The sequence below is a fragment of the Enterobacter cloacae complex sp. SHL020 genome (assembly GCF_049236945.1).
GTDB classification, from domain to species: domain Bacteria; phylum Pseudomonadota; class Gammaproteobacteria; order Enterobacterales; family Enterobacteriaceae; genus Enterobacter; species Enterobacter dykesii.
The window spans coordinates 40,188-62,003 of sequence record NZ_JBMKJF010000012.1 but is presented as its reverse complement, the minus strand read 5'-3'; the positions used below and the strand labels follow the sequence as shown (position 1 = coordinate 62,003).

At 56.9% G+C, this 21,816-nt stretch carries 22 protein-coding genes; 10 read left to right on the top strand and 12 right to left on the bottom strand.

Annotated elements, in window-relative coordinates; all coding sequences use genetic code 11:
- Positions 1-78 precede the first annotated feature (78 nt).
- From pfkA to cpxP, 4 genes are all read right to left on the bottom strand, one after another.
- On the bottom strand, positions 79-1,041 hold the full coding sequence (gene pfkA / locus ACOTZB_RS20900) for a 6-phosphofructokinase (RefSeq protein WP_023309696.1): 963 nt from the start codon (positions 1,039-1,041) through the stop codon (positions 79-81).
- Between the two features lie 174 nt (positions 1,042-1,215).
- The gene (gene fieF / locus ACOTZB_RS20895; RefSeq protein ID WP_023309697.1) at positions 1,216-2,109 is read right to left on the bottom strand and encodes a CDF family cation-efflux transporter FieF; all 894 of its coding nucleotides are present in this window, start codon (positions 2,107-2,109) and stop codon (positions 1,216-1,218) included.
- Between the two features lie 256 nt (positions 2,110-2,365).
- The gene (locus tag ACOTZB_RS20890; RefSeq protein ID WP_115876978.1) at positions 2,366-2,662 is read right to left on the bottom strand and encodes a TM2 domain-containing protein; all 297 of its coding nucleotides are present in this window, start codon (positions 2,660-2,662) and stop codon (positions 2,366-2,368) included.
- A 200-nt stretch (positions 2,663-2,862) separates the two neighbouring features.
- A complete protein-coding gene (gene cpxP / locus ACOTZB_RS20885) occupies positions 2,863-3,369 on the bottom strand; it encodes a cell-envelope stress modulator CpxP (protein ID WP_193805341.1) in 507 nt (168 codons plus the stop codon).
- A gap of 150 nt (positions 3,370-3,519) precedes the next feature.
- On the opposite strand from cpxP, the gene cpxR reads away from it, so the two are divergent.
- Positions 3,520-4,218 (top strand): envelope stress response regulator transcription factor CpxR, encoded by a 699-nt coding sequence (cpxR, locus tag ACOTZB_RS20880; protein ID WP_003862004.1) that lies wholly within the window; start codon positions 3,520-3,522, stop codon positions 4,216-4,218.
- Positions 4,215-5,588: an envelope stress sensor histidine kinase CpxA gene (gene cpxA, locus ACOTZB_RS20875; RefSeq protein WP_023309731.1), complete on the top strand. Its 1,374-nt coding sequence runs from the start codon at positions 4,215-4,217 to the stop codon at positions 5,586-5,588. Before cpxR ends, cpxA begins: the two co-directional genes overlap by 4 nt.
- A 52-nt stretch (positions 5,589-5,640) precedes the next feature.
- Here the strand turns inward: cpxA and yiiM are convergent, their stop codons facing one another.
- Positions 5,641-6,315 carry a 6-hydroxyaminopurine reductase gene (yiiM, locus tag ACOTZB_RS20870; protein ID WP_421628444.1) on the bottom strand — a complete coding sequence of 225 codons (675 nt, stop codon included), beginning with the start codon at positions 6,313-6,315 and terminating at the stop codon, positions 5,641-5,643.
- 194 nt (positions 6,316-6,509) lie between these two features.
- Positions 6,510-7,130 carry a superoxide dismutase [Mn] gene (sodA, locus tag ACOTZB_RS20865; protein WP_004203668.1) on the bottom strand — a complete coding sequence of 207 codons (621 nt, stop codon included), beginning with the start codon at positions 7,128-7,130 and terminating at the stop codon, positions 6,510-6,512.
- A 288-nt stretch (positions 7,131-7,418) separates the two neighbouring features.
- Here sodA and rhaT point away from each other — a divergent pair, with 288 nt between their 5' ends.
- Positions 7,419-8,453 (top strand): L-rhamnose/proton symporter RhaT, encoded by a 1,035-nt coding sequence (rhaT, locus tag ACOTZB_RS20860; RefSeq protein WP_421628443.1) that lies wholly within the window; start codon positions 7,419-7,421, stop codon positions 8,451-8,453.
- Here rhaT and rhaR read toward each other — a convergent pair whose 3' ends face one another.
- Positions 8,454-9,302 (bottom strand): HTH-type transcriptional activator RhaR, encoded by an 849-nt coding sequence (rhaR, locus tag ACOTZB_RS20855; RefSeq protein WP_023309734.1) that lies wholly within the window; start codon positions 9,300-9,302, stop codon positions 8,454-8,456.
- Positions 9,303-9,375: 73 nt separating this feature from the next.
- A complete protein-coding gene (rhaS, locus tag ACOTZB_RS20850) occupies positions 9,376-10,212 on the bottom strand; it encodes an HTH-type transcriptional activator RhaS (RefSeq protein ID WP_047743326.1) in 837 nt (278 codons plus the stop codon).
- Positions 10,213-10,512: 300 nt separating this feature from the next.
- Between rhaS and rhaB the strand changes: the two genes are divergently transcribed.
- Genes rhaB through rhaM form a run of 5 tightly spaced genes read left to right on the top strand, consistent with a single transcriptional unit; the run spans position 10,513 to position 15,611 of the window.
- The gene (gene rhaB, locus ACOTZB_RS20845) at positions 10,513-11,982 is read left to right on the top strand and encodes a rhamnulokinase (protein WP_421628442.1); all 1,470 of its coding nucleotides are present in this window, start codon (positions 10,513-10,515) and stop codon (positions 11,980-11,982) included.
- Positions 11,979-13,238: an L-rhamnose isomerase gene (gene rhaA / locus ACOTZB_RS20840; RefSeq protein WP_421628441.1), complete on the top strand. Its 1,260-nt coding sequence runs from the start codon at positions 11,979-11,981 to the stop codon at positions 13,236-13,238. Before rhaB ends, rhaA begins: the two co-directional genes overlap by 4 nt.
- A gap of 36 nt (positions 13,239-13,274) precedes the next feature.
- Complete coding sequence (gene rhaD, locus ACOTZB_RS20835; protein ID WP_421628440.1) at positions 13,275-14,105, top strand: rhamnulose-1-phosphate aldolase; 831 nt, start codon at positions 13,275-13,277, stop codon at positions 14,103-14,105.
- Between the two features lie 46 nt (positions 14,106-14,151).
- A complete protein-coding gene (gene fucO, locus ACOTZB_RS20830) occupies positions 14,152-15,300 on the top strand; it encodes a lactaldehyde reductase (protein WP_421628439.1) in 1,149 nt (382 codons plus the stop codon).
- A complete protein-coding gene (gene rhaM / locus ACOTZB_RS20825) occupies positions 15,297-15,611 on the top strand; it encodes an L-rhamnose mutarotase (RefSeq protein WP_421628438.1) in 315 nt (104 codons plus the stop codon). The genes fucO and rhaM overlap by 4 nt, the downstream gene beginning before the upstream one ends.
- Here the strand turns inward: rhaM and ACOTZB_RS20820 are convergent.
- From ACOTZB_RS20820 to ACOTZB_RS20805, 4 genes are all read right to left on the bottom strand, one after another.
- The gene (locus tag ACOTZB_RS20820) at positions 15,599-16,876 is read right to left on the bottom strand and encodes an MFS transporter (RefSeq protein ID WP_421628437.1); all 1,278 of its coding nucleotides are present in this window, start codon (positions 16,874-16,876) and stop codon (positions 15,599-15,601) included. The genes rhaM and ACOTZB_RS20820 overlap by 13 nt on opposite strands.
- Positions 16,877-16,920: 44 nt before the next feature.
- Complete coding sequence (locus ACOTZB_RS20815; RefSeq protein WP_421628436.1) at positions 16,921-19,044, bottom strand: alpha-galactosidase; 2,124 nt, start codon at positions 19,042-19,044, stop codon at positions 16,921-16,923.
- Positions 19,045-19,148: 104 nt separating this feature from the next.
- Positions 19,149-20,144: a LacI family DNA-binding transcriptional regulator gene (locus ACOTZB_RS20810; RefSeq protein WP_214577548.1), complete on the bottom strand. Its 996-nt coding sequence runs from the start codon at positions 20,142-20,144 to the stop codon at positions 19,149-19,151.
- 17 nt (positions 20,145-20,161) lie between these two features.
- Positions 20,162-20,710, bottom strand: coding sequence for a helix-turn-helix domain-containing protein (locus ACOTZB_RS20805; protein ID WP_023309744.1), 549 nt, complete (start codon positions 20,708-20,710; stop codon positions 20,162-20,164).
- 102 nt (positions 20,711-20,812) lie between these two features.
- On the opposite strand from ACOTZB_RS20805, the gene ACOTZB_RS20800 reads away from it, so the two are divergent.
- Entirely contained in the window at positions 20,813-21,472 is a 660-nt protein-coding gene (locus ACOTZB_RS20800; protein WP_023309745.1) for an AzlC family ABC transporter permease, read from the top strand.
- On the top strand, positions 21,472-21,795 hold the full coding sequence (locus tag ACOTZB_RS20795; protein WP_111963949.1) for an AzlD domain-containing protein: 324 nt from the start codon (positions 21,472-21,474) through the stop codon (positions 21,793-21,795). Before ACOTZB_RS20800 ends, ACOTZB_RS20795 begins: the two co-directional genes overlap by 1 nt.
- Positions 21,796-21,816: the final 21 nt, after the last annotated feature.

Genomic DNA, 21,816 nt, shown 5'->3' with positions numbered 1-21,816 from the left:
GGGAGCAACCATAAAAAAACGGTAACCCAAGGGTTACCGTTTTGCATTTACCTTGCCGCCACCGGGCAACAGAGCCGATCAGTACAGTTTTTTCGCGCAGTCCAGCCAGTCACCTTTGAACGGACGCTTCATGTTTTCAATCGCGTCGATGATGTCATGGTGAACCAGTTTTTCATTCTGAATACCGACGCAGCGGCCGCCGTGCCCCTGCAGCAGCAGATCGATAGCGTACGCGCCCATACGGGACGCCAGAATACGGTCGTAAGGGCCTGGGGAGCCGCCGCGCTGGATGTGACCCAGTACGGTCGCGCGGGTTTCGCGTTTGGTTTCGGCTTCGATGTACTTCGCCAGCTCATCAACGTCACAGATATGCTCGGTGATAGCCACGATCGCGTGTTTTTTACCCTTCGCGATGCCCGCTTTGATTTCAGCCACCAGATCTTCACGGCTAAATTCGACTTCTGGCACGACGATAAATTCGCAACCGCCCGCAATGGCTGCCGCCAGCGTCAGGTCGCCACAGTAACGGCCCATCACTTCAACGATAGAGATACGCTGGTGAGAAGACGAGGTGTCACGCAGACGGTCAATCGCTTCAACAACGGTACCCAGCGCAGTAAAGAAGCCGATAGTGTAGTCAGTACCTTTGATGTCGTTGTCGATGGTGCCCGGCAGACCGATGCACGGGAAGCCCATTTCGGTCAGACGTTTTGCACCCATGTAGGAGCCGTCACCACCGATAACCACCAGGGCGTCCAGGCCGCGTTTCTTCATGTTTTCGATAGCCACTTCACGAACGTGTTCATCACGGAATTCCGGGAAGCGCGCGGAACCGAGGAAAGTACCGCCACGGTTGATCATGTCAGACACGCTGTAACGGTCGAGCTGAACCATACGATCTTCATACAGGCCCAGATAACCGTCATAAACGCCAAAAACTTCCAGGCCTTCCGTCAGCGCTGCACGGACAACACCACGAATTGCCGCGTTCATGCCCGGCGCATCACCGCCGCTTGTCAACACACCGATTTTCTTAATCATGACTACCTCTGAACTTAGGAATGCAAAATTGAAATCTGTTGCCGGAAGAAACTTATCGACCAACGAATACTGCAAATAGTATATCAATCCCTTCCAGCTGAATTGATTCAGGTCAGACCAAACGGCGGTAATTTATACACAAAATGCTGGCCTGGCTCACTTTTTTACAACGAATTACGAAAGCCCAACATGACCGGGTACAACCGAGCAGGGATCCTGGTGAATGATGACGTCTGAACCAGGAAAACGCTGCAAAATCGCCTGCTCGACCTGCTCAGCAATAACGTGAGCCTGAACCAGTGGCAGGTTGTCTTCCATTTCAATATGAATCTGAATAAAGCGGGTCGGCCCTGACTGCCGCGTTCGAAGATCGTGTGCACCGCTGACGCCGGGCCAGGAGGTCACGATAGAAAAAATTTCATTACGTTCTGAGTCCGGGAGGGCGCGGTCAAGCAGTGATTGCACCGCTTCATACCCCATCCGCAGGGCGCTATATAAAATATAGATACCAATCCCTAACGCAAATAACGCATCGGCGCGATGCCAGCCATACCAGGCCAGACCGAGCGCAATAAGAATAGCCCCATTCATCATAACATCAGATTGATAATGAAGCATATCCGCCCGTACAGCCTGACTTTGCGTTTTGCGAACAACCCAGCGCTGGAACGTTACCAGAACAAGTGTGCATATAAGCGCAACGATCGTCACAACTACGCCCACGCCGGGATCGTTCATCGGTGTCGGCGAAACGAGATGCTGAATGCCGGTTAAAAACAGGAACAGCGCAGAGCCGGAAATGAACATGCTTTGTGCCAGCGCGGCCAGCGACTCCGCTTTGCCGTGCCCAAATGTGTGCTCTTCATCCGCTGGCTGCAGCGAGTAACGCACCACCAGCAGGTTGGTCAACGAGGCGGCAATGTCCATCAGCGAGTCCACCAGCGCCGCCAGAATACTGACCGAGCCGGTATACCACCAGGCAAAGATTTTAATCAGTAACAGGCTGGAGGCCATGACGGTAGCCGCAATGGCGGCCCGGCTTACCAGTCTTCCATAGGATTGATTCATAAACGCTCCTGTCATGTCATGCCGCTATTATAACGGAAGCATGGGGAGTCTAAGGATGAATAGAGGGTTAACAAAAGAGAATGACGAGCAAAAGACCTGTCGCAGATGAAGAGAAGTAGATGATGCAGGATTACAATCATACTATTGATATAAATGGTTTTTATAACGTGATATTCGCCCGTGGCGTTCATCAATAAGAAAGCCCCGTTTAAAAGGGGCTTTCCTGGTTTGAAACCTGAAAATGCTAAGTCAGCACTTAACCATATTTTCTGGCAAAGTCGTCTTCAGAGGTGCACAGATAGATAATAAACTCAATGAAGGCAATGACTGACGGTATGAAGGTCCAGCAAAAGATGAGGTAAAGGAATCCCTGGCCAATCTTACCTAAGTAAAATTTATGTGCGCCCAGGCCTCCTAAGAAGAAAGCGAGCAATGCTGCGGTAAGCTTATTTTTACTTCCTGCTGCAACCTGGCTTGCGCCACAATGCGGACAGGCCTTAGCGGTACTGTGCAACTCCTTGCCACATCCTCGGCAAAAAACCATTCCTGACATGATATCCCCTTTTGTTTCTTATCAGTAGCTTGCATATTTTACAAACAATTAAGAAAAATACTATTTTAAAAAAGAATATATCGTCGCAATGAAAATAATGAGCCCTTGATTTAGGTGGGGTGGCAGAAGAAGGAATAAAAAAAACCCCCACATCATGTGGGGGAAGACAGGGATGGTGTCTATGGCAAGGAAAACAGGGTTTACTGGTTACTACGGGTACTGCTATTGCTACTGAAAAACGACGTTTCTGAGCTTCGCTGCATCCGTGCAACCTCACGCAGCTGGTCCATTCGCTGCTGATGTCTGGCATTCAAAACCGCTTGCTGCTCGGGCGTTAGCAGATGGAACATCTGGTTGCGGACCTTCGCCATCTCTACCTGGCGGGCAACTTGTTCCTGTGCCATTTTTTCGGCCTGAGCGCGTACAGCGCTTTCGTCAAAATTTTCTGCGGTGACAAGGCGATGCATTGTCTCCATTTCGCTAACATTAACAGGGGGCTGGTCGTGTCGTGCCCTCTGCATTAGATCTCGCATCTGTTGACGCTGATGTTCGGTTAAACTTATGCCGTCAAACATATGGCTTTGGCTGCTGTTCTGCGTTGCACCCTCTTGTAAGGGACTGTTATCGCTGATGATAGCTTCAGCAGCCTGGCTAAACGCACTGAACGCCAGCGTTGAGGCCATGACGGCAGCGGTAACTTTGCGCATCACTTGCTCCCAAAATCTTTCGTGTCGCGATTCAACGAGAGACAGTCTACGATTCAGGCTGCAAACATGCGTCAGGGGGTGTAAAACAACGTAAAGTCATGGATTAGATAGCCTTGATGTCGTAATTTCTGCCTCGGAGGTATTTAAACAATGAATAAAATCCTGTTAGTTGATGATGACCGAGAGCTCACATCCCTTTTAAAGGAGTTGCTCGACATGGAAGGTTTCAACGTCCTGGTTGCCCATGATGGCGAGCAGGCGCTGAGTCTCCTTGACGACAGCATCGATTTACTTTTGCTCGACGTGATGATGCCGAAGAAAAACGGTATTGATACGTTGAAAGAGCTTCGCCAGACACACCAGACTCCCGTAATCATGCTGACCGCGCGCGGCAGCGAACTTGACCGCGTACTCGGCCTTGAGCTGGGCGCGGATGACTATTTACCGAAGCCGTTTAACGACCGTGAACTGGTTGCCCGTATTCGCGCTATCCTGCGTCGTTCCCACTGGAGCGAGCAGCAGCAGAATACCGACAACAGCTCACCAACGCTGGAAGTGGACTCCCTGAGCCTGAACCCGGGCCGTCAGGAAGCGAGCTTCGACGGTGAAACGCTGGAACTGACCGGCACCGAGTTCACCCTGCTTTACCTGCTGGCGCAGCATCTCGGCCAGGTGGTATCGCGTGAACATTTAAGTCAGGAAGTGCTGGGCAAACGCCTTACCCCGTTTGACCGCGCCATCGACATGCACATCTCTAACCTGCGCCGCAAGCTGCCGGAGCGTAAAGACGGTCACCCATGGTTTAAAACCCTGCGTGGTCGCGGTTACTTGATGGTTTCCGCTTCATGATAGGAAGCTTAACCGCCCGCATCTTCGCCATCTTCTGGCTGACGCTGGCATTAGTTTTAATGCTCGTACTGATGTTGCCAAAACTCGACTCACGCCAGATGACGGAGCTTCTCGACAGCGAGCAACGTCAGGGCGTGATGATCGAGCAGCACGTTGAAGCCGAGCTGGCAAACGATCCGCCGAACGATTTAATGTGGTGGCGCAGATTATTTCGCGCTATCGACAAGTGGGCGCCGCCCGGACAACGCCTGCTGCTGGTCACCAGCGAAGGCCGCGTCATTGGGGCCGATCGCAATGAAATGCAGATTATCCGTAACTTCATTGGCCAGGCGGATAACGCCGATCACCCACAGAAGAAGAAATATGGTCGGGTAGAGATGGTAGGCCCTTTCTCGGTGCGGGATGGGGAAGATAACTATCAGCTCTACCTGATTCGCCCTGCGAGCAACTCCCAGTCCGATTTCATCAACCTGCTGTTTGACCGCCCTCTGCTGCTGCTGATTGTCACCATGCTGGTCAGCTCGCCGCTGCTGTTATGGCTGGCGTGGAGCCTGGCAAAACCGGCGCGTAAGCTGAAAAATGCGGCGGATGAAGTGGCTCAGGGCAACCTGCGACAACACCCTGAACTGGAAGCAGGGCCGCAGGAGTTCCTTGCAGCCGGAACCAGTTTTAATCAGATGGTGAGCGCGCTGGATCGCATGATGACCGCCCAGCAGCGTCTGCTGTCGGATATCTCGCACGAGCTGCGCACCCCGCTCACGCGCTTACAGCTTGGCACCGCCCTGCTGCGACGCCGCAGCGGTGAGAGCAAAGAGCTGGAGCGTATTGAGACGGAAGCTCATCGTCTGGACAGCATGATTAACGACCTGCTGGTGATGTCGCGCAATCAGCAGAAAAACGCGCTGGTGAGCGAAACGGTCAAAGCTAATCACCTGTGGCACGAGGTGCTGGACAACGCGGCGTTTGAAGCGGAACAGATGGGTAAATCCTTCACCGTCAACTTCCCGCCGGGCCCGTGGCCGCTGTACGGTAACCCCAACACGCTGGAAAGCGCGCTGGAGAACATCGTGCGTAACGCTCTTCGCTACTCGCATACGAAGATTGAGGTGGCGTTCTCGGTGGATAAAGACGGGATCACCGTCATTGTCGATGACGACGGTCCTGGCGTGAGTCCGGAAGACCGCGAGCAGATTTTCCGTCCGTTCTATCGTACCGATGAGGCGCGCGACCGGGAATCAGGTGGTACGGGGCTGGGTCTGGCGATTGTTGAAACCGCCATGCAGCAGCACCGCGGCTGGGTGAAAGCCGATGACAGCCCTCTGGGTGGACTACGTTTAACGCTGTGGCTACCGTTGTATAAGCGTTCGTAGCTATTAGTGCCGGGTGGCGGCTTCGCCTTACCCGGCCTACTTTCCCGGAAGACTATTTCCCCCACAATCTCCGCGAATTATCCTCGATCTTATTGCTTAAACGCCGCTTCTGCATCGTTCTCGTCCAGCTGGTCGATAGCCCCGCCGCCGACAGCAGGCGGTGATATTGTTCGTCGTCAAACGGCATATGCCAGGCAATGGCGCAGGCGTCATAAACAGACACATCGCTCAGGCGCGACGCCAGTTCAAGCGGGGCGTCCGCTGAAATCTGCCCAGCCAGCACCACGCGATACAGCCAGCCGGTTTTACCCGCTTTTTGCAGCTGGGCCGACATATCCTGAATACCGAAATGGTAGTTGAGCTTGAAGCACGGCGAGCGTGGCTGCGTCACCTGAATCAGGGCATCGCCCCAGCGGTAGATATCACCGATAAACACGTTCTTTTCGGTGAGCCCTTCGGTGGAGAGATTCTCGCCAAACGCGGGGGCGACGAAGAGGTCCGCCTGCTCGGGGAATTCGGTTTTCCAGTGCTGATAGTGTTCACGCGGGTAGTGGCACAGCGCGCGATCGGGCCCACCGTGGATTTTCTTTTCGGCCTGCTCGTCACCCGCAAGCCCGAGGTCGGTTAACGTCAGCTCACCGTCGACCTGAATTTTGGCGATGGCACTCGGGCGGCTGCCGTCGTACTCCCTTACCTTGCCTGTAAATACATTCACCGGATAATGCATCGCTGCTCCTTTTATGCCCTAAATAATTCGAGTTGCAGGAAGGCGGCAAGAGAGTGAATCCCCAGGAGCTTACTCAGGTAAGTGACTGGGGTGAGCGAACGCAGCCAACGCACCTGCAACTTGAAGTATGACGGGTATACAGATACAAAAAAAGCGAGTCATAAGACTCGCTTCTCACAGGCGTCAATGCAACCTTATTTTTTAGCGGCGAAACGCGCTGCTGCTTCGTCCCAGTTCACTACGTCCCAGAACGCTTTGATGTAGTCCGGGCGACGGTTCTGGAATTTCAGGTAGTAAGCGTGTTCCCACACGTCCAGGCCCAGGATTGGGAAGCCGGATGCGCCAGAGATTGCTTCACCCATCAGCGGGGAGTCCTGGTTAGCAGTAGACACTACCGCCAGCTTGTCGCCTTTCAGAACCAGCCACGCCCAGCCAGAGCCGAAACGGGTTGCAGCGGCTTTTTCGAATTCCGCTTTGAAGTTGTCTACGGAGCCGAAGTCGCGCTCGATAGCCGCTTTCAGGTCGCCCTGCAGGGTGGTACCGGTCTTCAGGCCTTTCCAGAACAGGCTGTGGTTAGCGTGGCCGCCAGCGTTGTTACGCAGAACGGTTTTCTTGTCCGCTGGCAGCTGGTCCAGCTTGGTGATCAGCTCTTCAGCAGACAGGTTAGCGAACTCTGGCAGGCTTTCCAGCGCGGCGTTCGCGTTGTTCACATAGGTCTGGTGGTGTTTAGTGTGATGGATTTCCATCGTCTGCTTGTCGAAATGCGGTTCCAGTGCGTCGTAGGCATACGGCAGGGATGGCAGTGTATAACTCATAATCCTCTCCATTATTGTCGGGCGGCACAGCTGTTAATGCCGCGTAAGCAGTTGGTTCATTATAGTTAATTAAATGATATTGAAAATGATTATCAATGCCGTAGTTTTTATAAGGTTATTTGATTTTTGCCTTATCACAAAATTGTGAGTCTGCTCACCCGGTTAACGTGCTGATTGCCATCCAAAACTAAATTGCGGCAACAGTCTGAAGGTTCCTGAACTGCCTAATTTTTACACTCATCAAGCCGGGGGGAAGCCACCGGCTATAAAAACGATGAGGACGTAAAAATGAATCATGCGATTACGATGGGTATCTTCTGGCATTTGATAGGCGCGGCCAGTGCAGCCTGTTTCTATGCCCCGTTTAAAAAGGTGAAAGGGTGGTCGTGGGAAACCATGTGGTCAGTTGGCGGTACCGTGTCCTGGCTGATTTTGCCGTGGACCATTAGCGCCATGCTGCTCCCGGATTTCTGGAGCTACTTTACTTCCTTCAGTGCCTCCACCCTCCTGCCAGTGTTTCTGTTCGGGGCGATGTGGGGCATCGGCAACATCAATTACGGCCTGACCATGCGCTACCTCGGGATGTCGATGGGTATTGGCATCGCAATTGGCATTACGCTCATCGTCGGCACGCTGATGACGCCCATTCTTAACGGCAATGTCGACGTGTTGATCAACACCAAAGGCGGGCAAATGACGCTGCTTGGCGTGCTTGTCGCGGTGATAGGCGTGGGTATCGTCACCCGCGCGGGGCAGTTGAAAGAGCGCAAGATGGGCATCAAAGCCGAAGACTTTAACCTGAAGAAGGGGCTGCTGCTGGCAGTGATGTGCGGCATCTTCTCGGCGGGCATGTCGTTCGCCATGAACGCCGCAAAACCCATGCACGAAGCGGCCGCCGCGCTGGGCGTCGACCCGCTGTACGTGGCGCTGCCAAGCTACGTGGTGATCATGGGCGGCGGCGCGTTGGTAAACCTCGGCTTCTGCTTTATTCGTCTGGCAAAAGTGAAGGATTTGTCGGTAAAAGCCGATTTCTCACTGGCAAAATCCTTAATCATCACCAATGTGCTGCTGTCGATGCTGGGCGGCCTAATGTGGTATCTGCAGTTCTTTTTCTACGCCTGGGGCCACGCCAGCATCCCACCACAGTACGACTACATAAGCTGGATGCTGCATATGAGCTTCTACGTGTTGTGTGGCGGACTGGTTGGGCTGGTACTGAAGGAGTGGAACAACGCCGGGCGTCGTCCGGTGGGCGTGCTGAGCCTGGGCTGCGTGGTGATTATTATCGCGGCCAATATCGTGGGCCTCGGCATGGCGAACTGATTACGCTGCCTTTCGACTGCGATGACGCCACTGAACCGGCGTCATCCCCACCTCGCGGTTAAACACCACCGAAAAGTAATTACTGTCCTCAAATCCGCTGCGCATCGCCACTTCACTGACCATCAGCTCGGTATGCTGCAACAGGTACTGGGCGTGGCAGATGCGCAGCTGACGCAGGTAGTGGTTGACCGTCATCCCCGTCTGGGTGCGGAACTGCTGGCGCAGCGCGCGCTCGCTGCACTGCTCCTGCTCGCAAAACTTTTCCAGAACGAAACTTTTGTTCAGGCTGCCCGCAAGCCGGGCAATCAGCTTGTCCAGCAGCGCTTCCTGGACGGTTGCGGAGGGGTTATCGGTCGCGTAACGATGACGTTTGAGGGTCATCACCAGCTGGGCGAACAGCAGTTCCGCCATCGGATTTGCCACGGGATCGTGCTTCTGGCTCTCCTGCTCCAGCTGGGCGATCGTCTGGCGCACCTGAGCCATGCCGTTGCTGCTTAAGCGCCAGTGGGGTTCGCCTCTGGCATTGAGAAAACCGGGGATATGGGCCGGCCAGTCGACATTCAGTTTAAGCCTGTCCGGGCAGTAGATAACGTTCTGCAACACCAGATCGTTAACCGAGGCGTAAGCGTGTTTGTCTTCGGCGCGGATGTAAAACAGATCGCCACGCGTGATGCGGTAGGGCCGGTCGTTGAGGATGTGTAAGCCGTTGCCGCGCCATACCAGCACCAGCTCGCAAAACTCGTGGGTATGCTCGGCAAAGACATTTTGCGGGTAGCGGTCGGCCACCGCGACGGCCTGACTCGCGGAGGCAAAAAAATCATCTTTGCGAAGAATTAACTGAGCGGCCACACCACCACCTCAACGGTGAATAACCGGATATTATTAGCCTTTTTGCGGCAATAAAACGGTGATTGCATTCGCGTTACTGGAGTGAAGCATCCTTTCCCTGACGGATATCGCGCGGCGACCAGCTAAATTCCCGGCGAAACAGCGTTGAAAAGTGATTGCTGTCGCCAAAACCACAGCAGTAGGCAATATCCGTGACGCTTTCGTCGGTGTGACGTAAAAGATGACGCGCTTTGATCAGGCGCAGACGGTTAAGGTAGCGCTGCGGCGTCAGCCCGGTGTGCTGCTTAAGCTGGCGATGCAGGGTGCGCAGGGACAGTGAAAAATCATCCGCCAGCGTCTCCCAGCAGACATCCTCGGTGAAATGATCTTCCAGCCAGGCCATCAGATGGTTCAGGCGCGCGTCGTTATTTTCCAGCCCTTCCACAAGGCTGCTGCGACGCAGCAGCACCAGCAGTTGCATAAACAGCAGCTCGCGGGAGGCAATAGCATACGTCTCCTGCCCGCCCTCGCTCTGCTCCAGTTGATTCACCAGCTGGCGCACCTGCTGCAACGTGGACTGATTGACCCGCCAGTGAGACGGGTAGTGTCCATCCTGCTCCTGGGGCAGTAGCTTGTTCAACCCCGACAGAAACTGGAACGCGTCCGGCGAACGATAGAGCACGTTGGTCAGGCACAGGTTGTCGGTATGTTCATACAAATGCCTGTCATGATCGCGCACGAAGCACACCATACCGCCGCTGATGGTGTAGGGCTGGCCGTTGAAGACATGAATACCCGTTCCATGCTCGACAATCACAATTTCATGAAAATCATGATGATGTTCAGGAAACGCAGCCTGCGGGAGCCGGGGCTCTATCGCAACCGGAGACGTTCCCGACGGGAAAAAATCGACGCTGTGCAATACGGTCATAACGGCCCCCACCAATGAGGAAAGTTCTCGAATAGTAATTAAGGCCTTCCGCACTCACCTTAAATTTTTGACAGCAAACGGCGCAAAAGCCGTCAGTTTTTCAAGAAACAGACGGAAAAATCGGGAAATGCGGTCAGCGTCACATTGCCAGAAAACCCTGCCATAACAGGAAATTGTGAACTTCCTCACGATCATCTTTGCTTTCTTGCCAGCGCGAGATTCGTGCTGTCAGTGACGAGAAGGTGGTCTTTTCGTCCCTTTTTTACACTCAGCACCAATGACTTAAGAAGGGACCTGACCATGACTTTTCGCCATTGTGTGGCTGTCGATTTAGGCGCATCCAGCGGCCGCGTAATGCTCGCCACCTGGGACTGCGATCGGCGCATACTTACGCTTCGCGAAATGCACCGTTTCGCCAACTGCCTGCAAAAACAGGACGGTTTTGATACCTGGGATATTGATGCCCTGGAAGCGGAGATCCGCACCGGGCTGAACAACGTCTGCAATGACGGCATTCGCATCGACAGCATCGGCATCGATACCTGGGGCGTGGACTACGTTCTGCTCGACAGCCGCGGCGAACGCGTAGGCCTGCCCGTCTCGTATCGCGACAGTCGCACCGACGGGCTGATGACACACGCCATCGCACAGCTTGGCATGGACAACATCTATGGCCGCAGCGGTATTCAGTTTCTGCCGTTTAACACGCTCTATCAGCTGCGCGCGCTGGTTGAGCAGCAGCCGGAGCTGGTCAAAAAGGTGACGCACGCGTTACTCATTCCGGACTACTTAAGCTATCGGCTGACCGGCAACATGAATTGGGAATACACCAACGCCACCACCACGCAGCTGGTCAACATCAACACCGATAGCTGGGATGAAACCCTGCTGACCTGGACGGGCGCCTCACCCTCCTGGTTCGGCACGCCAACGCACCCCGGAAATGTGATAGGTCGGTGGATTTGCCCGCAGGGGAATGAAATCCCCGTCGTTGCCGTCGCCAGTCACGATACCGCCAGCGCAGTAATTGCATCCCCGCTGGCCAGTAGAGACGCGGCCTACCTCTCGTCCGGCACCTGGTCGCTGATGGGTTTTGAGAGCAAAACGCCGTACACCAGCGACGCCGCGATGGCGGCGAACATCACTAACGAAGGCGGTGCCGAAGGGCGCTACCGCGTTCTGAAGAACATCATGGGCCTGTGGCTGCTTCAGCGCGTGCTGAAAGAGCAAAACGTTAACGACCTGCCCGCGCTTATCGCAGAAACCGAAAAGCTGAAGGCCTGTACGTTCCTGATTAACCCGAACGACGACCGCTTTATTAACCCGGTGCATATGAGCGCCGAAATCCAGTCCGCCTGTTTCGAAGCCGGGCAGCCGGTGCCTTCCCGTCCTGCCGAGCTGGCGCGCTGTATTTTTGACAGCCTCGCCCTTCTCTACGCGGATGTACTGAGCGAGCTGGTCGACCTGCGAGGCGCACCGTTCAACCAGTTGCATATCGTGGGCGGAGGCTGCCAGAACCAGCTGCTGAACCAGCTCTGCGCCGATGCCTGCGGCATCACCGTGGTGGCGGGTCCGGTGGAGGCTTCGACGCTCGGCAACATCGGTATTCAGCTGATGACCCTGGACGAACTTTCTGATGTCGATGAATTCCGTTCGGTGGTCACCGCGAATACCTGCCTGACCACCTTCACCCCCAATCCCTGCCATGAAATAGCCCGCCACCGGGCGCAGTTTCAGCAAAAACGACTGACTAAGGAGCTTTGCGCATGACCACTCAATTAGAACAAGCCTGGGAGCTGGCTAAACAGCGTTTCGCCGCCGTCGGCGTGGATGTCGAAACGGCGCTACGCCAGCTCGACCGTCTGCCCGTCTCTATGCACTGCTGGCAGGGTGATGACGTCGCCGGCTTCGAGAACCCGGGCGGTTCTCTGACGGGGGGTATTCAGGCGACGGGTAACTACCCGGGCAAAGCGCGCAACGCCACCGAACTGCGTGCCGACCTGGAGCTGGCGCTGAGCCTGATCCCGGGGCCAAAACGCCTGAACCTGCATGCGATTTATCTGGAGTCCGACGCACCGGTAGCGCGAAACGAGATCAAACCGGAACACTTTAAAAACTGGGTGGAGTGGGCGAAAACCAACAAGCTTGGTCTGGACTTTAACCCGTCCTGCTTCTCGCACCCGCTGAGCGCCGACGGTTTTACCCTCGCGCACGCCAACGACAAAATCCGTCAGTTCTGGATCGACCACGTGAAGGCCAGCCGCCGCGTTTCGGCGTATTTCGGCGAGCAGCTCGGCACGCCGTCAGTAATGAACATCTGGATCCCGGACGGCATGAAAGACATCACCGTCGACCGCCTGGCCCCGCGTCAGCGCCTGCTGGCCGCGCTGGATGAGGCCATCAGCGAGAAGCTGGACCCGGCGCACCACATCGACGCCGTGGAGAGCAAGCTGTTCGGCATTGGCGCCGAGAGCTACACCGTCGGCTCGAACGAGTTCTACATGGGGTACGCCACCAGCCGCCAGACCGCGCTGTGCCTGGATGCCGGTCACTTCCATCCGACCGAGGCGATCTCCGACAAAATCTCCGCTGCCATGCTCTACGTGCCGCGCCTGCTGCTGCACGTCAGCCGCCCGGTGCGCTGGGACAGCGACCACGTGGTGCTGCTGGATGACGAAACCCAGGCGATTGCCAGCGAAATTATCCGTCATGACCTGTTCGACCGCGTGCACATTGGCCTCGACTTCTTCGATGCCTCCATCAACCGCATCGCGGCGTGGGTTATTGGCACCCGCAATATGAAAAAAGCCCTGCTGCGCGCGCTGCTGGAGCCAACCGCAGTGCTGAAACAGCTGGAAGAAAACGGCGACTACACCGCGCGCCTGGCGCTGCTGGAAGAGCAGAAATCCCTGCCGTGGCAGGCCGTTTGGGAGATGTACTGCCAGCGTAACGACGCTCCGGCAGGCAGCCAGTGGCTGGAAAACGTGCGCGCGTACGAGAAAAACGTGTTGAGCAAGCGCGGGTAATTTTGCCCTCACCGCGATAACTGGAAAATAAAGACTATGCAGACTATCACCCACTCCTGGTTCGTCCAGGGCATGATCAAAGCCACCTCTGATGCCTGGCTGAAAGGCTGGGACGAGCGCAACGGCGGCAACCTGACGCTGCGTCTGGACGACGCGGATATCGCGCCTTACACCGGCGATTTTCACCAGAAGCCACGCTATATTGCCCTGAGCCAGCCCATGCCGATGCTGGCCAACACGCCGTTTGTCGTCACCGGCTCCGGAAAGTTCTTCCGCAACGTTCAGCTTGATCCACAGGCCAACCTCGGCGTGGTGAAAGTGGACAGCGACGGCGCGGGCTACCACATTCTGTGGGGTTTGACCGATGAGGCGGTACCCACGTCTGAACTGCCGGCGCACTTCCTCTCCCACTGCGAGCGCATCAGGGCGACTAACGGCAAAGACCGCGTGATCATGCACTGCCACGCCACCAACCTGATCGCCCTGACCTATGTGCTGGAAAACAGCGCCGATTTCATCACCCGCAAGCTGTGGGAAGGCAGCACCGAGTGTCTGGTGGTGTTCCCGGATGGCGTGGGCATTCTGCCGTGGATGGTGCCGGGTACCGACGAAATCGGCCAGGCAACCGCCAGAGATATGCAAAAACATTCGCTGGTGCTGTGGCCGTTCCACGGCGTGTTCGGCAGCGGCCCAACGCTGGATGAAACCTTTGGCCTGATCGACACCGCCGAGAAATCGGCTGAAGTGCTGGTGAAGGTTTATTCCATGGGCGGCATGAAGCAGACCATTACCCGGGAAGAACTCATCGCCCTCGGCAAGCGCTTTGGCGTGACTCCGCTACGGTCAGCGCTGGAAATCTATGCATAAACCCTCGCTGACCGGACGGTACGGGCGATAGTTAAGGAGAATTATCATGAGCTTTATGTTGGCGCTTCCAAAAATCAGCCTTCACGGCACGGGCGCAATCGGCGATATGGTTAACCTGGTGGCGAACAAGCAGTGGGGAAAAGCACTGATTGTCACCGACGGCCAGCTGGTAAAGCTGGGCCTGCTCGACAGCCTTTTTGCCGCGCTGGACGCCCATCAGATGTCGTATCACCTGTTCGACGAGGTGTTCCCGAACCCGACGGAAGCGCTGGTGCAAAAAGGATTTGCGGCATACCGGGACGCGGAGTGTGATTACGTGATCGCCTTCGGCGGCGGCAGCCCGATTGATACCGCCAAGGCGATTAAAATCCTCACCGCCAATCCCGGACCGTCCACCGATTATTCCGGCGTCGGCAAGGTGAAAAACGCGGGCGTGCCGCTGGTGGCGATCAACACCACCGCAGGCACGGCGGCGGAGATGACCAGCAATGCGGTAATCATCAACTCCGCGCGCCAGGTGAAAGAGGTGATTATTGACCCGAACATCATCCCTGACATCGCCGTGGACGATGCCAGCGTCATGCTGGATATTCCACCCTCCGTGACCGCCGCAACGGGTATGGACGCGTTAACCCACGCCATAGAAGCCTACGTGTCCGTTAGCGCGCACCCGCTGACCGATGCCAACGCGCTGGAGGCAATCCGCCTGATCAACCTCTGGCTGCCGGAAGCGGTCGAAGACGGTCATAATCTTGAGGCGCGCGAGCAGATGGCGTTTGGTCAGTATCTGGCGGGCATGGCGTTTAACAGTGCGGGTCTCGGCCTTGTGCATGCCCTGGCGCACCAGCCGGGCGCGACGCACAACCTGCCGCACGGCGTGTGCAACGCCATCCTGCTGCCGATCGTTGAAGACTTTAACCGCCCGAACGCAGTTGCCCGCTTCGCCCGCGTGGCGCAGGCGATGGGCATCGATACTCGCGGCATGAGCGTTGAAGCCGCCAGCATGTCCGCCATTCAGGCGATTCGCGACCTGAGCGCACGCGTCGGCATCCCTTCCGGCTTCAGCCAGCTCGGCGTGACCAAAGCCGATATTGAAGGCTGGCTGGATAAAGCTCTCGCCGACCCGTGCGCGCCATGCAATCCGCGCACCGCCAGCCGCAACGAGGTTCGCGAGCTGTATCTGGAGGCATTATGATCCGCAAAGCCTTTGTTATGCAGGTTAACCCGGACGCACATAAGGAGTACGCGCGTCGCCACAACCCCATCTGGCCCGAGCTGGAAACGGTACTGAAAGACCACGGTGCGCACCGCTACGCCATCTATCTCGACAGAGAACGCAGCCTGCTCTTTGCCACCGTGGAGATTGATTCTGAGGAGCGCTGGAACGCGGTCGCGAGTACTGACGTCTGCCAGCGCTGGTGGAAACACATGCGTGATGTAATGCCGTCGAACCCGGACAACAGCCCGGTGAGTACCGGGCTGGAAGAGGTGTTTTACCTGGACTGACCGGTTAACGCTGCCGCACCCGCGGCAGCGGCTATCTCCTGCCTGCTGCTCAGCGTAAACGCCGACACTATCGTAATCGCCAGCACGAAACAGCCCAGCATCAGATACGTCTCCTGGAAGCCGATCCGGTCATACATATTCCCGGCAAAAGCGGAGAGAAAAATGGCCGCCGACTGCTTGGCGAACTGGAAGCCGATCAGATAGATAGTCGCTGACAGTCGGGTATCAAACACCCCGGTGATGTACTTGAATGCCCCCACCAGCAGGAACGGCACCTCCAGCGCGTGCAGCATCTTCAGGGCAATCACTTCTACAGCGGTGGTGGCAAATGACGAGCCAATGATGCGCGTCGCCATAATCACCCCGGCGATCAGCAGCGTGTTTTTCGCGCCGATGCGGTTAATGATCCACGGCGAACAAAACATGATGATCGCGTTGCAGATTTCCCCCGCCGTGGTAGCGAAACCAAAGGCGCGGGTCCCTTCCTGCGGCGTGGCGAAGAACGTTTTGAAGAAAGTGGCAAACTGCTGGTCAAATACGTCGTAGACGCAGGCTACGCCAATCACGTACAGAATAAACATCCACATCCTGCGCTGACGGAACAGGCTAAAGACCGTTTTCGCAGTGATCTGCGGCTGGTTGGCACCCAGCGCATTCATCACCTGCGCCGTCTGGTTGGGTTTTGGCTTCGCGACCACCAGCAACAGCATCAACAGCAGCGCCGCCGCAGACCCCATCCAGAAAACATATGACGGATCGATGCCGAACAGGATCCCGCCCGTGGAGGCGCATAGCCCCCAGCCGAGGCAGCCAAACATGCGCGCCTTACCGTATTCAAAGAAACTGTTACGGCTCACGCGTTCAATGTAGGCCTCAATTGCCCCCGAGCCCGCCGAAAAGACAAAGCCGATATACAGGCCACCGCTCAGCGCGCCCAGCCAGATGTTGGCTTTCAGCAACGGCGCAAAGACATAGAGGAAGAAAGGGGCAAACAGGAACAGCAGCACGGAGATGATCCACAGCAGGTGTTTTTTCAGCCCCAGCTTGTCCGAGATCACGCCAAGCACCGGCTGGAAGGCGATAGCCGACAGCGAGATGCAGGAGAAGACAATCCCGGTATGGGTTTTATTCAGGCCGATGATGTCCGACAGCCAAATCGGCAGGAACGGAAAGCAGGTGGCCATGATGAAGAAGTAGAGAAAGAAGAACAGCCCAAAGATCCAGAAGTTAGGGTTGTCTTTGTGGGTACAGGTTGTTGTGTTCATTATTTTTATCCTCAACGGAGGGCCGGCTGCCCGGCCCGTCACCCTTACACGCGTTCAACGCCAATCAGAATGGCGGTTTCCGGATCCAGAATCGGCAGCGCAATGCCCGCCTGCATCAGCCACTCGCCGCTCACCGTTTGCGGCGTTTCCATCCACGCCGGTAGCTTGCGCATGGTGTGCCCTCCCTCGCCCGTAATCTGAATATTCGGGTGATCGAGCAGCGTGACGCGGTACCGCGCGCTGGCCTCCAGCCCCGCCATGCGCAGCGGCATCATCAGGCTGTAGTCCGGCATCGCGAGCTGGCTGACCATAAACAGCCCCTGCGCCTTATCTTCGCTTACAATCCCCTGCGCCAGCGTGGTGGCGTCCGGCATATCAATTCGCCACTGGGTGCCGTGATGAATGACGTCGCGCCACTGCTTGTGTAGCGCGGCGTAATGGCGATAGCCTTCGCGCTCCTGTTCGTCCACGGTGAGCGGATCCAGCTCCAGCCCCATATGGCCAAACAGGGCCGTTAGCCCGCGGAAGGCGATGCCGTGCTGGCGGAAGGTGGCGTGGCATTTATGATGACCGATATGCGCGCCCATCACCTCCGGCGGGAAGAAGTAGCTCATGCCGCGCTGAATGGTACTGCGCTCCAGCGCGTCGTTGTTGTCGGACGCCCAGAAGCGGTGGCTGCGGGTCAGTACCTCATAATCAATGCGACCGCCGCCGGAGGAGCAGGATTCAAACTCAATATGCGGGAAGCGCTCACCCAGCACGTCCAGCAGGCGGTAAAACTGGCGGGTCTGGGCGTCGGCGGCGGCTTTACCGTTGTGTCCAGGCTGCACCAGCTCGCGGTTCATGTCCCACTTCACGTAGTCGACCGCATGTTCGCCCAGCAGCCAGCTCATGCGCTCCACCAGGTAATCAAAGGCCTCCGGGATGTTGAGATTGAGAACCAGCTGGTGTCGTCCGGTCGCCTGGGGATAGCCCGGCAGCGCCAGTACCCAGTCAGGATGCGCGCGGTACAAATCTGAATCCGGGTTGATCATCTCCGGCTCAATCCAGATGCCAAACTCCATGCCCAGCCGTTTGACGTGGTCGATCACCGGCGTCAGGCCGTTCGGGTATTTTTTCTCGTCGAGATACCAGTCGCCCAGCGCGGCATGGTCGTCATTACGGCCTTTGAACCAACCGTCATCAATGATGAAGCGCTCCACGCCCAGCGCGGCGGCCTCGTCGGCCATGCGCTTGATGTACTCCGGATCGTGGTTGAAGTAGATCCCTTCCCAGGTATTGAGGTGCACCGGGCGCGGTTTGTTTTCCGGGAAGCGGATGACGTTGTTGCGCAGGTAGCGATGGAACGGCTGGCTCATGCCGTTCAGGCCCTGCGTGGAGTAGCTGGCATACAGGCGCGGCGTCCAGAGCGTATCGCCCTCCTCAACCGCCATTTCACCCGGCAGGTAGAGCGCTTCGGCCTGGAGATAGCGACGACCGTCGGTTTTCGCTTCCGCGCGCAGGCGGTGATTACCGCTCCAGCCCAGATGCACGCCCCAGACGTCGCCCTGCATTTCGCTGAACGACGGCGTACCGGCAATCAGCGCCGGGAAGTGCTCGTGGGAGGTTTTACCCCGACGGTTTTCAATCACGAAGCTGTCATGTTCAAGCTTTACGCGGTGCGGCTGAAACTCCCTGATCCAGCGACCGTGGAAGGCCATTACCTCCTGCGCGCGCTCGGCCACCGGCAGCGTGACGGCAAAACGGTCCACCTGCCAGGGGATCGCTTTCAGGTTCGTTAAACCGTGACGAACCACAAGCACGCCGCTGGCATCCAGCGCCAGCTCGCTGGTCAGGCGCAAGCCCGCATGCTCATCTTCGGCGGTAATCGTCAGGGTGTTAACGCCCTGCTGCACCTGCGAGGTTTTGAACACCGGGGAACCGTCCAGCCCCTGGCGATGCCCCTCAATGCCAGGCGAACCAAACAGACCATGCCCCAGCTCGGCCATCAGCGTGACCGGGGAGTCGACGTCAAGCCTGCCGTTGGCAACGGGACGCGCGAGCGTAGCAACATCCTGCGGCGAAAAGTGCTGAAGGTGCGGCCCCCAGTAGAGAATTTCGGCGAACGGGTACGTTTTTATCACCACGTCTACCGTATTGCTTTCAAGTCGTAAAACGGAATCTTGCATCAGACATCTCCTGTCATCGGGATGATCTGAGTGTTGATCCGAAACGTTTCGGATACAAACCAAAACGTTTCGGTTTTGTGATCGACTTTAGAAAATGGAGAGATTCAGGCCGTCTGGCCGGGAGAGAATTCGGGCTGCCAGAGCACCTGAAGTTGTTCAATATCGTCGCCGTTAATCAGCTGACGCACCATATCGGCAATCTGTTTCCCGACGCCCTGGCGGGTGGACTGGATCACCGACGCCACCTCAATATCGACGATGCTATCCTGCGGCAGGCCGTCATAGACCACCAGCGAGACGGCGTTGTCGCCGGATAAACGCCCCAGCTGCGCCAGCGCCATCGCCGCGCCGTCGCCGTGGGTGTTACAGTCGGTGATGATGGCCGTGGGCGGCTGCGGCAGGGCAAGCAGTTCTTTCGTGGTGGCATACCCCACGCGGCGCGAAGGCGGCATCGCGCGCAGCCATTCGCTGGAAAGCCCGGCTTCCCGCAACGCGTCCAGATAGCCCTGACGACGCTGGGTGATGAATGCCTGATTGTTGCTTTCGCCCAGTAGGGCAATGCGCTGATGGCCTTTCCCGATCAGCCAGCGGGTAGCATTGTACGTACCGGCATAGTTGTCGAAGTCGAACCATGCGTACGGCTGCGGCAGCTGGCTGCGCCCAAGCGCCAGGAAGGGGAATCCGGCCGCCTGCAGCTGCTCAAGTCGCGGATCGCGATCCAGCGTGTGGGCCACAATCAGCGCGTCCACGCGGCGGCTTTGCACCATGCGCATATAGCTGTGCTTATCCGCCAGATCGTCGTCGGCGATGAGCAATAAGTCGATCTCATGTCGCGCCAGTTCGTGGCTAATTTCGCCGACCATGTCCATAAATACGCTGTTATTGAGCGGAACAGGATGTACGGGAAACACCAGCCCGACGGCGTCAATTTTGCCCATCTTCAGGCGGCGGGCGAAGGTGTTAGGCCGATAGCCGCGTCGCTGGGCTTCCGCTTCAACGCGAGCGCGCGTCTCGTCAGAAACGTCGTCATATCCGTTGAGGGCGCGGCTGACGGTGGTAACAGAGAGCCCCAGTTCTTTGGCAATGGCTTTAAGCGACATGATTTTCCTTATCTTCGTTAGTTTTGTTCCGCCACCAGCAGCGCGTAAGTGTCTGGCTCCAGGGCCTTGAAGATATGCGGCTGGTCGGCGGGATAACAAATGTAATCTCCTGCGCCGAGCTCTTCTGCCGCGTCGAGCAGGCCGACCAGCGCCCGCCCCTGCGTCACAATAATATGCTCAACCGAGCCCGGCGGATGCGGCTGGGAAATACGGTCTGCGCCCGGCTGGGTCATCAGAAGATAGACATCGCGGCGCGCGCCCGGAGGGCATGCCGCCAGCAAAATGGCTTCATAATTAGCCTGTCCGGCAACCACTTTCGTCCCTTCACCACGGCGGATCACCTGCGTGGTCGGCAGCTGCGGCTCAAGCAAGCGGGCGAAAGGAATATCCAGCGCCACGCACAGCGACCACAGCGTTTCCAGGCTAGGGTTACCGTTGCCGGACTCCAGCTGGGAAAGGGTGGATTTAGCGATCCCGGCACGGCGGGCAATTTCCGCCAGTGAAAGCCCGGTTCGCAGGCGTTCCCGCACCAGACTTTTTGCGATCAGGCTGATTGGCTGCGTCATATAACGGCCTCATGTTCTATAAAACGAACGAATCGTTCGGCTTGAAAATCAGTTTCGTTGCGTTCATTATAATGGATACACGTTCGATATGGCTAAAATTGTATGAAGCATCATCTCTCTTGCCTGAAAGGCGACACCATAAAAGCAATCATCCTGGTCTGCCTCGCGGTCGGCGTGGTCGGGATGTCCTACGGCTCCCTGGCGATGGCCTACGGTTTCCCGGTCTGGGTACCGTTTGTACTCTCCATCACCGTACTCGCGGGCGCGTCAGAATTTATGTTTATCGGCATTGTAGCAAGCGGCGGTAACCCGCTGGCGGCCGCGGCGGCGGGGTTGCTGGTCAACGCGCGGCACGTGCCGTTTGGCGTGACGGTGCGTGAGCTGGTCGGCAAACGTGGTCTGAGCCTGTTGGGCTGCCACATCATGAACGACGAAAGCGTGGTGTTTGGCCTGTCGCAAAAAACGCCCGAACAGCGTAAAGCGGCGTACTGGCTATGTGGTTTAGGCGTGGCGATTGTCTGGCCGCTGGGGGCCCTGCTGGGCGCCATGGTCGGCAAGCTGCTACCGGACCCGGAGACCATCGGGCTGGATGCGGTATTCCCTGCGATACTGCTGGCGCTGGTAGTGCCCGCATTTAAAAACCGCACCACGCTGATCCGCGCCTGCAGCGGTGCCGCGCTGTCACTGGCCGCCGTGCCGTTTGCCCCGGTGGGATTACCGGTGCTGCTTTCCTTACTGGGTCTTGCTGCGAGGAAAAAATAATGGAAAACATGACGTTCTTTATTCTCGGCATTGCCATTTTATCTGCAGGTACGTACCTGATGCGTCTTGGCGGGGCGAAACTTGGCAGCAGGCTGGCATTGTCAGAACGTTCACAGGCGCTGCTGTCAGATGCGGCAACGGTATTGCTGTTCTCCGTGGCGCTGGCGACCACGTTTTATGAAGGTGACCACTTCGCGGGCATGGCACGCGTGCTGGGCGTGGCGTTTGCGGTGTTTTTAGCCTGGCGGAAGATGCCGTTAATTGTAGTGATCGTGGCGGCGGCGGTGGTAACCGCGCTGCTGCGCGTGGCGGGCATAAACTAAAAAAGCGCCCCGGGGGCGCTC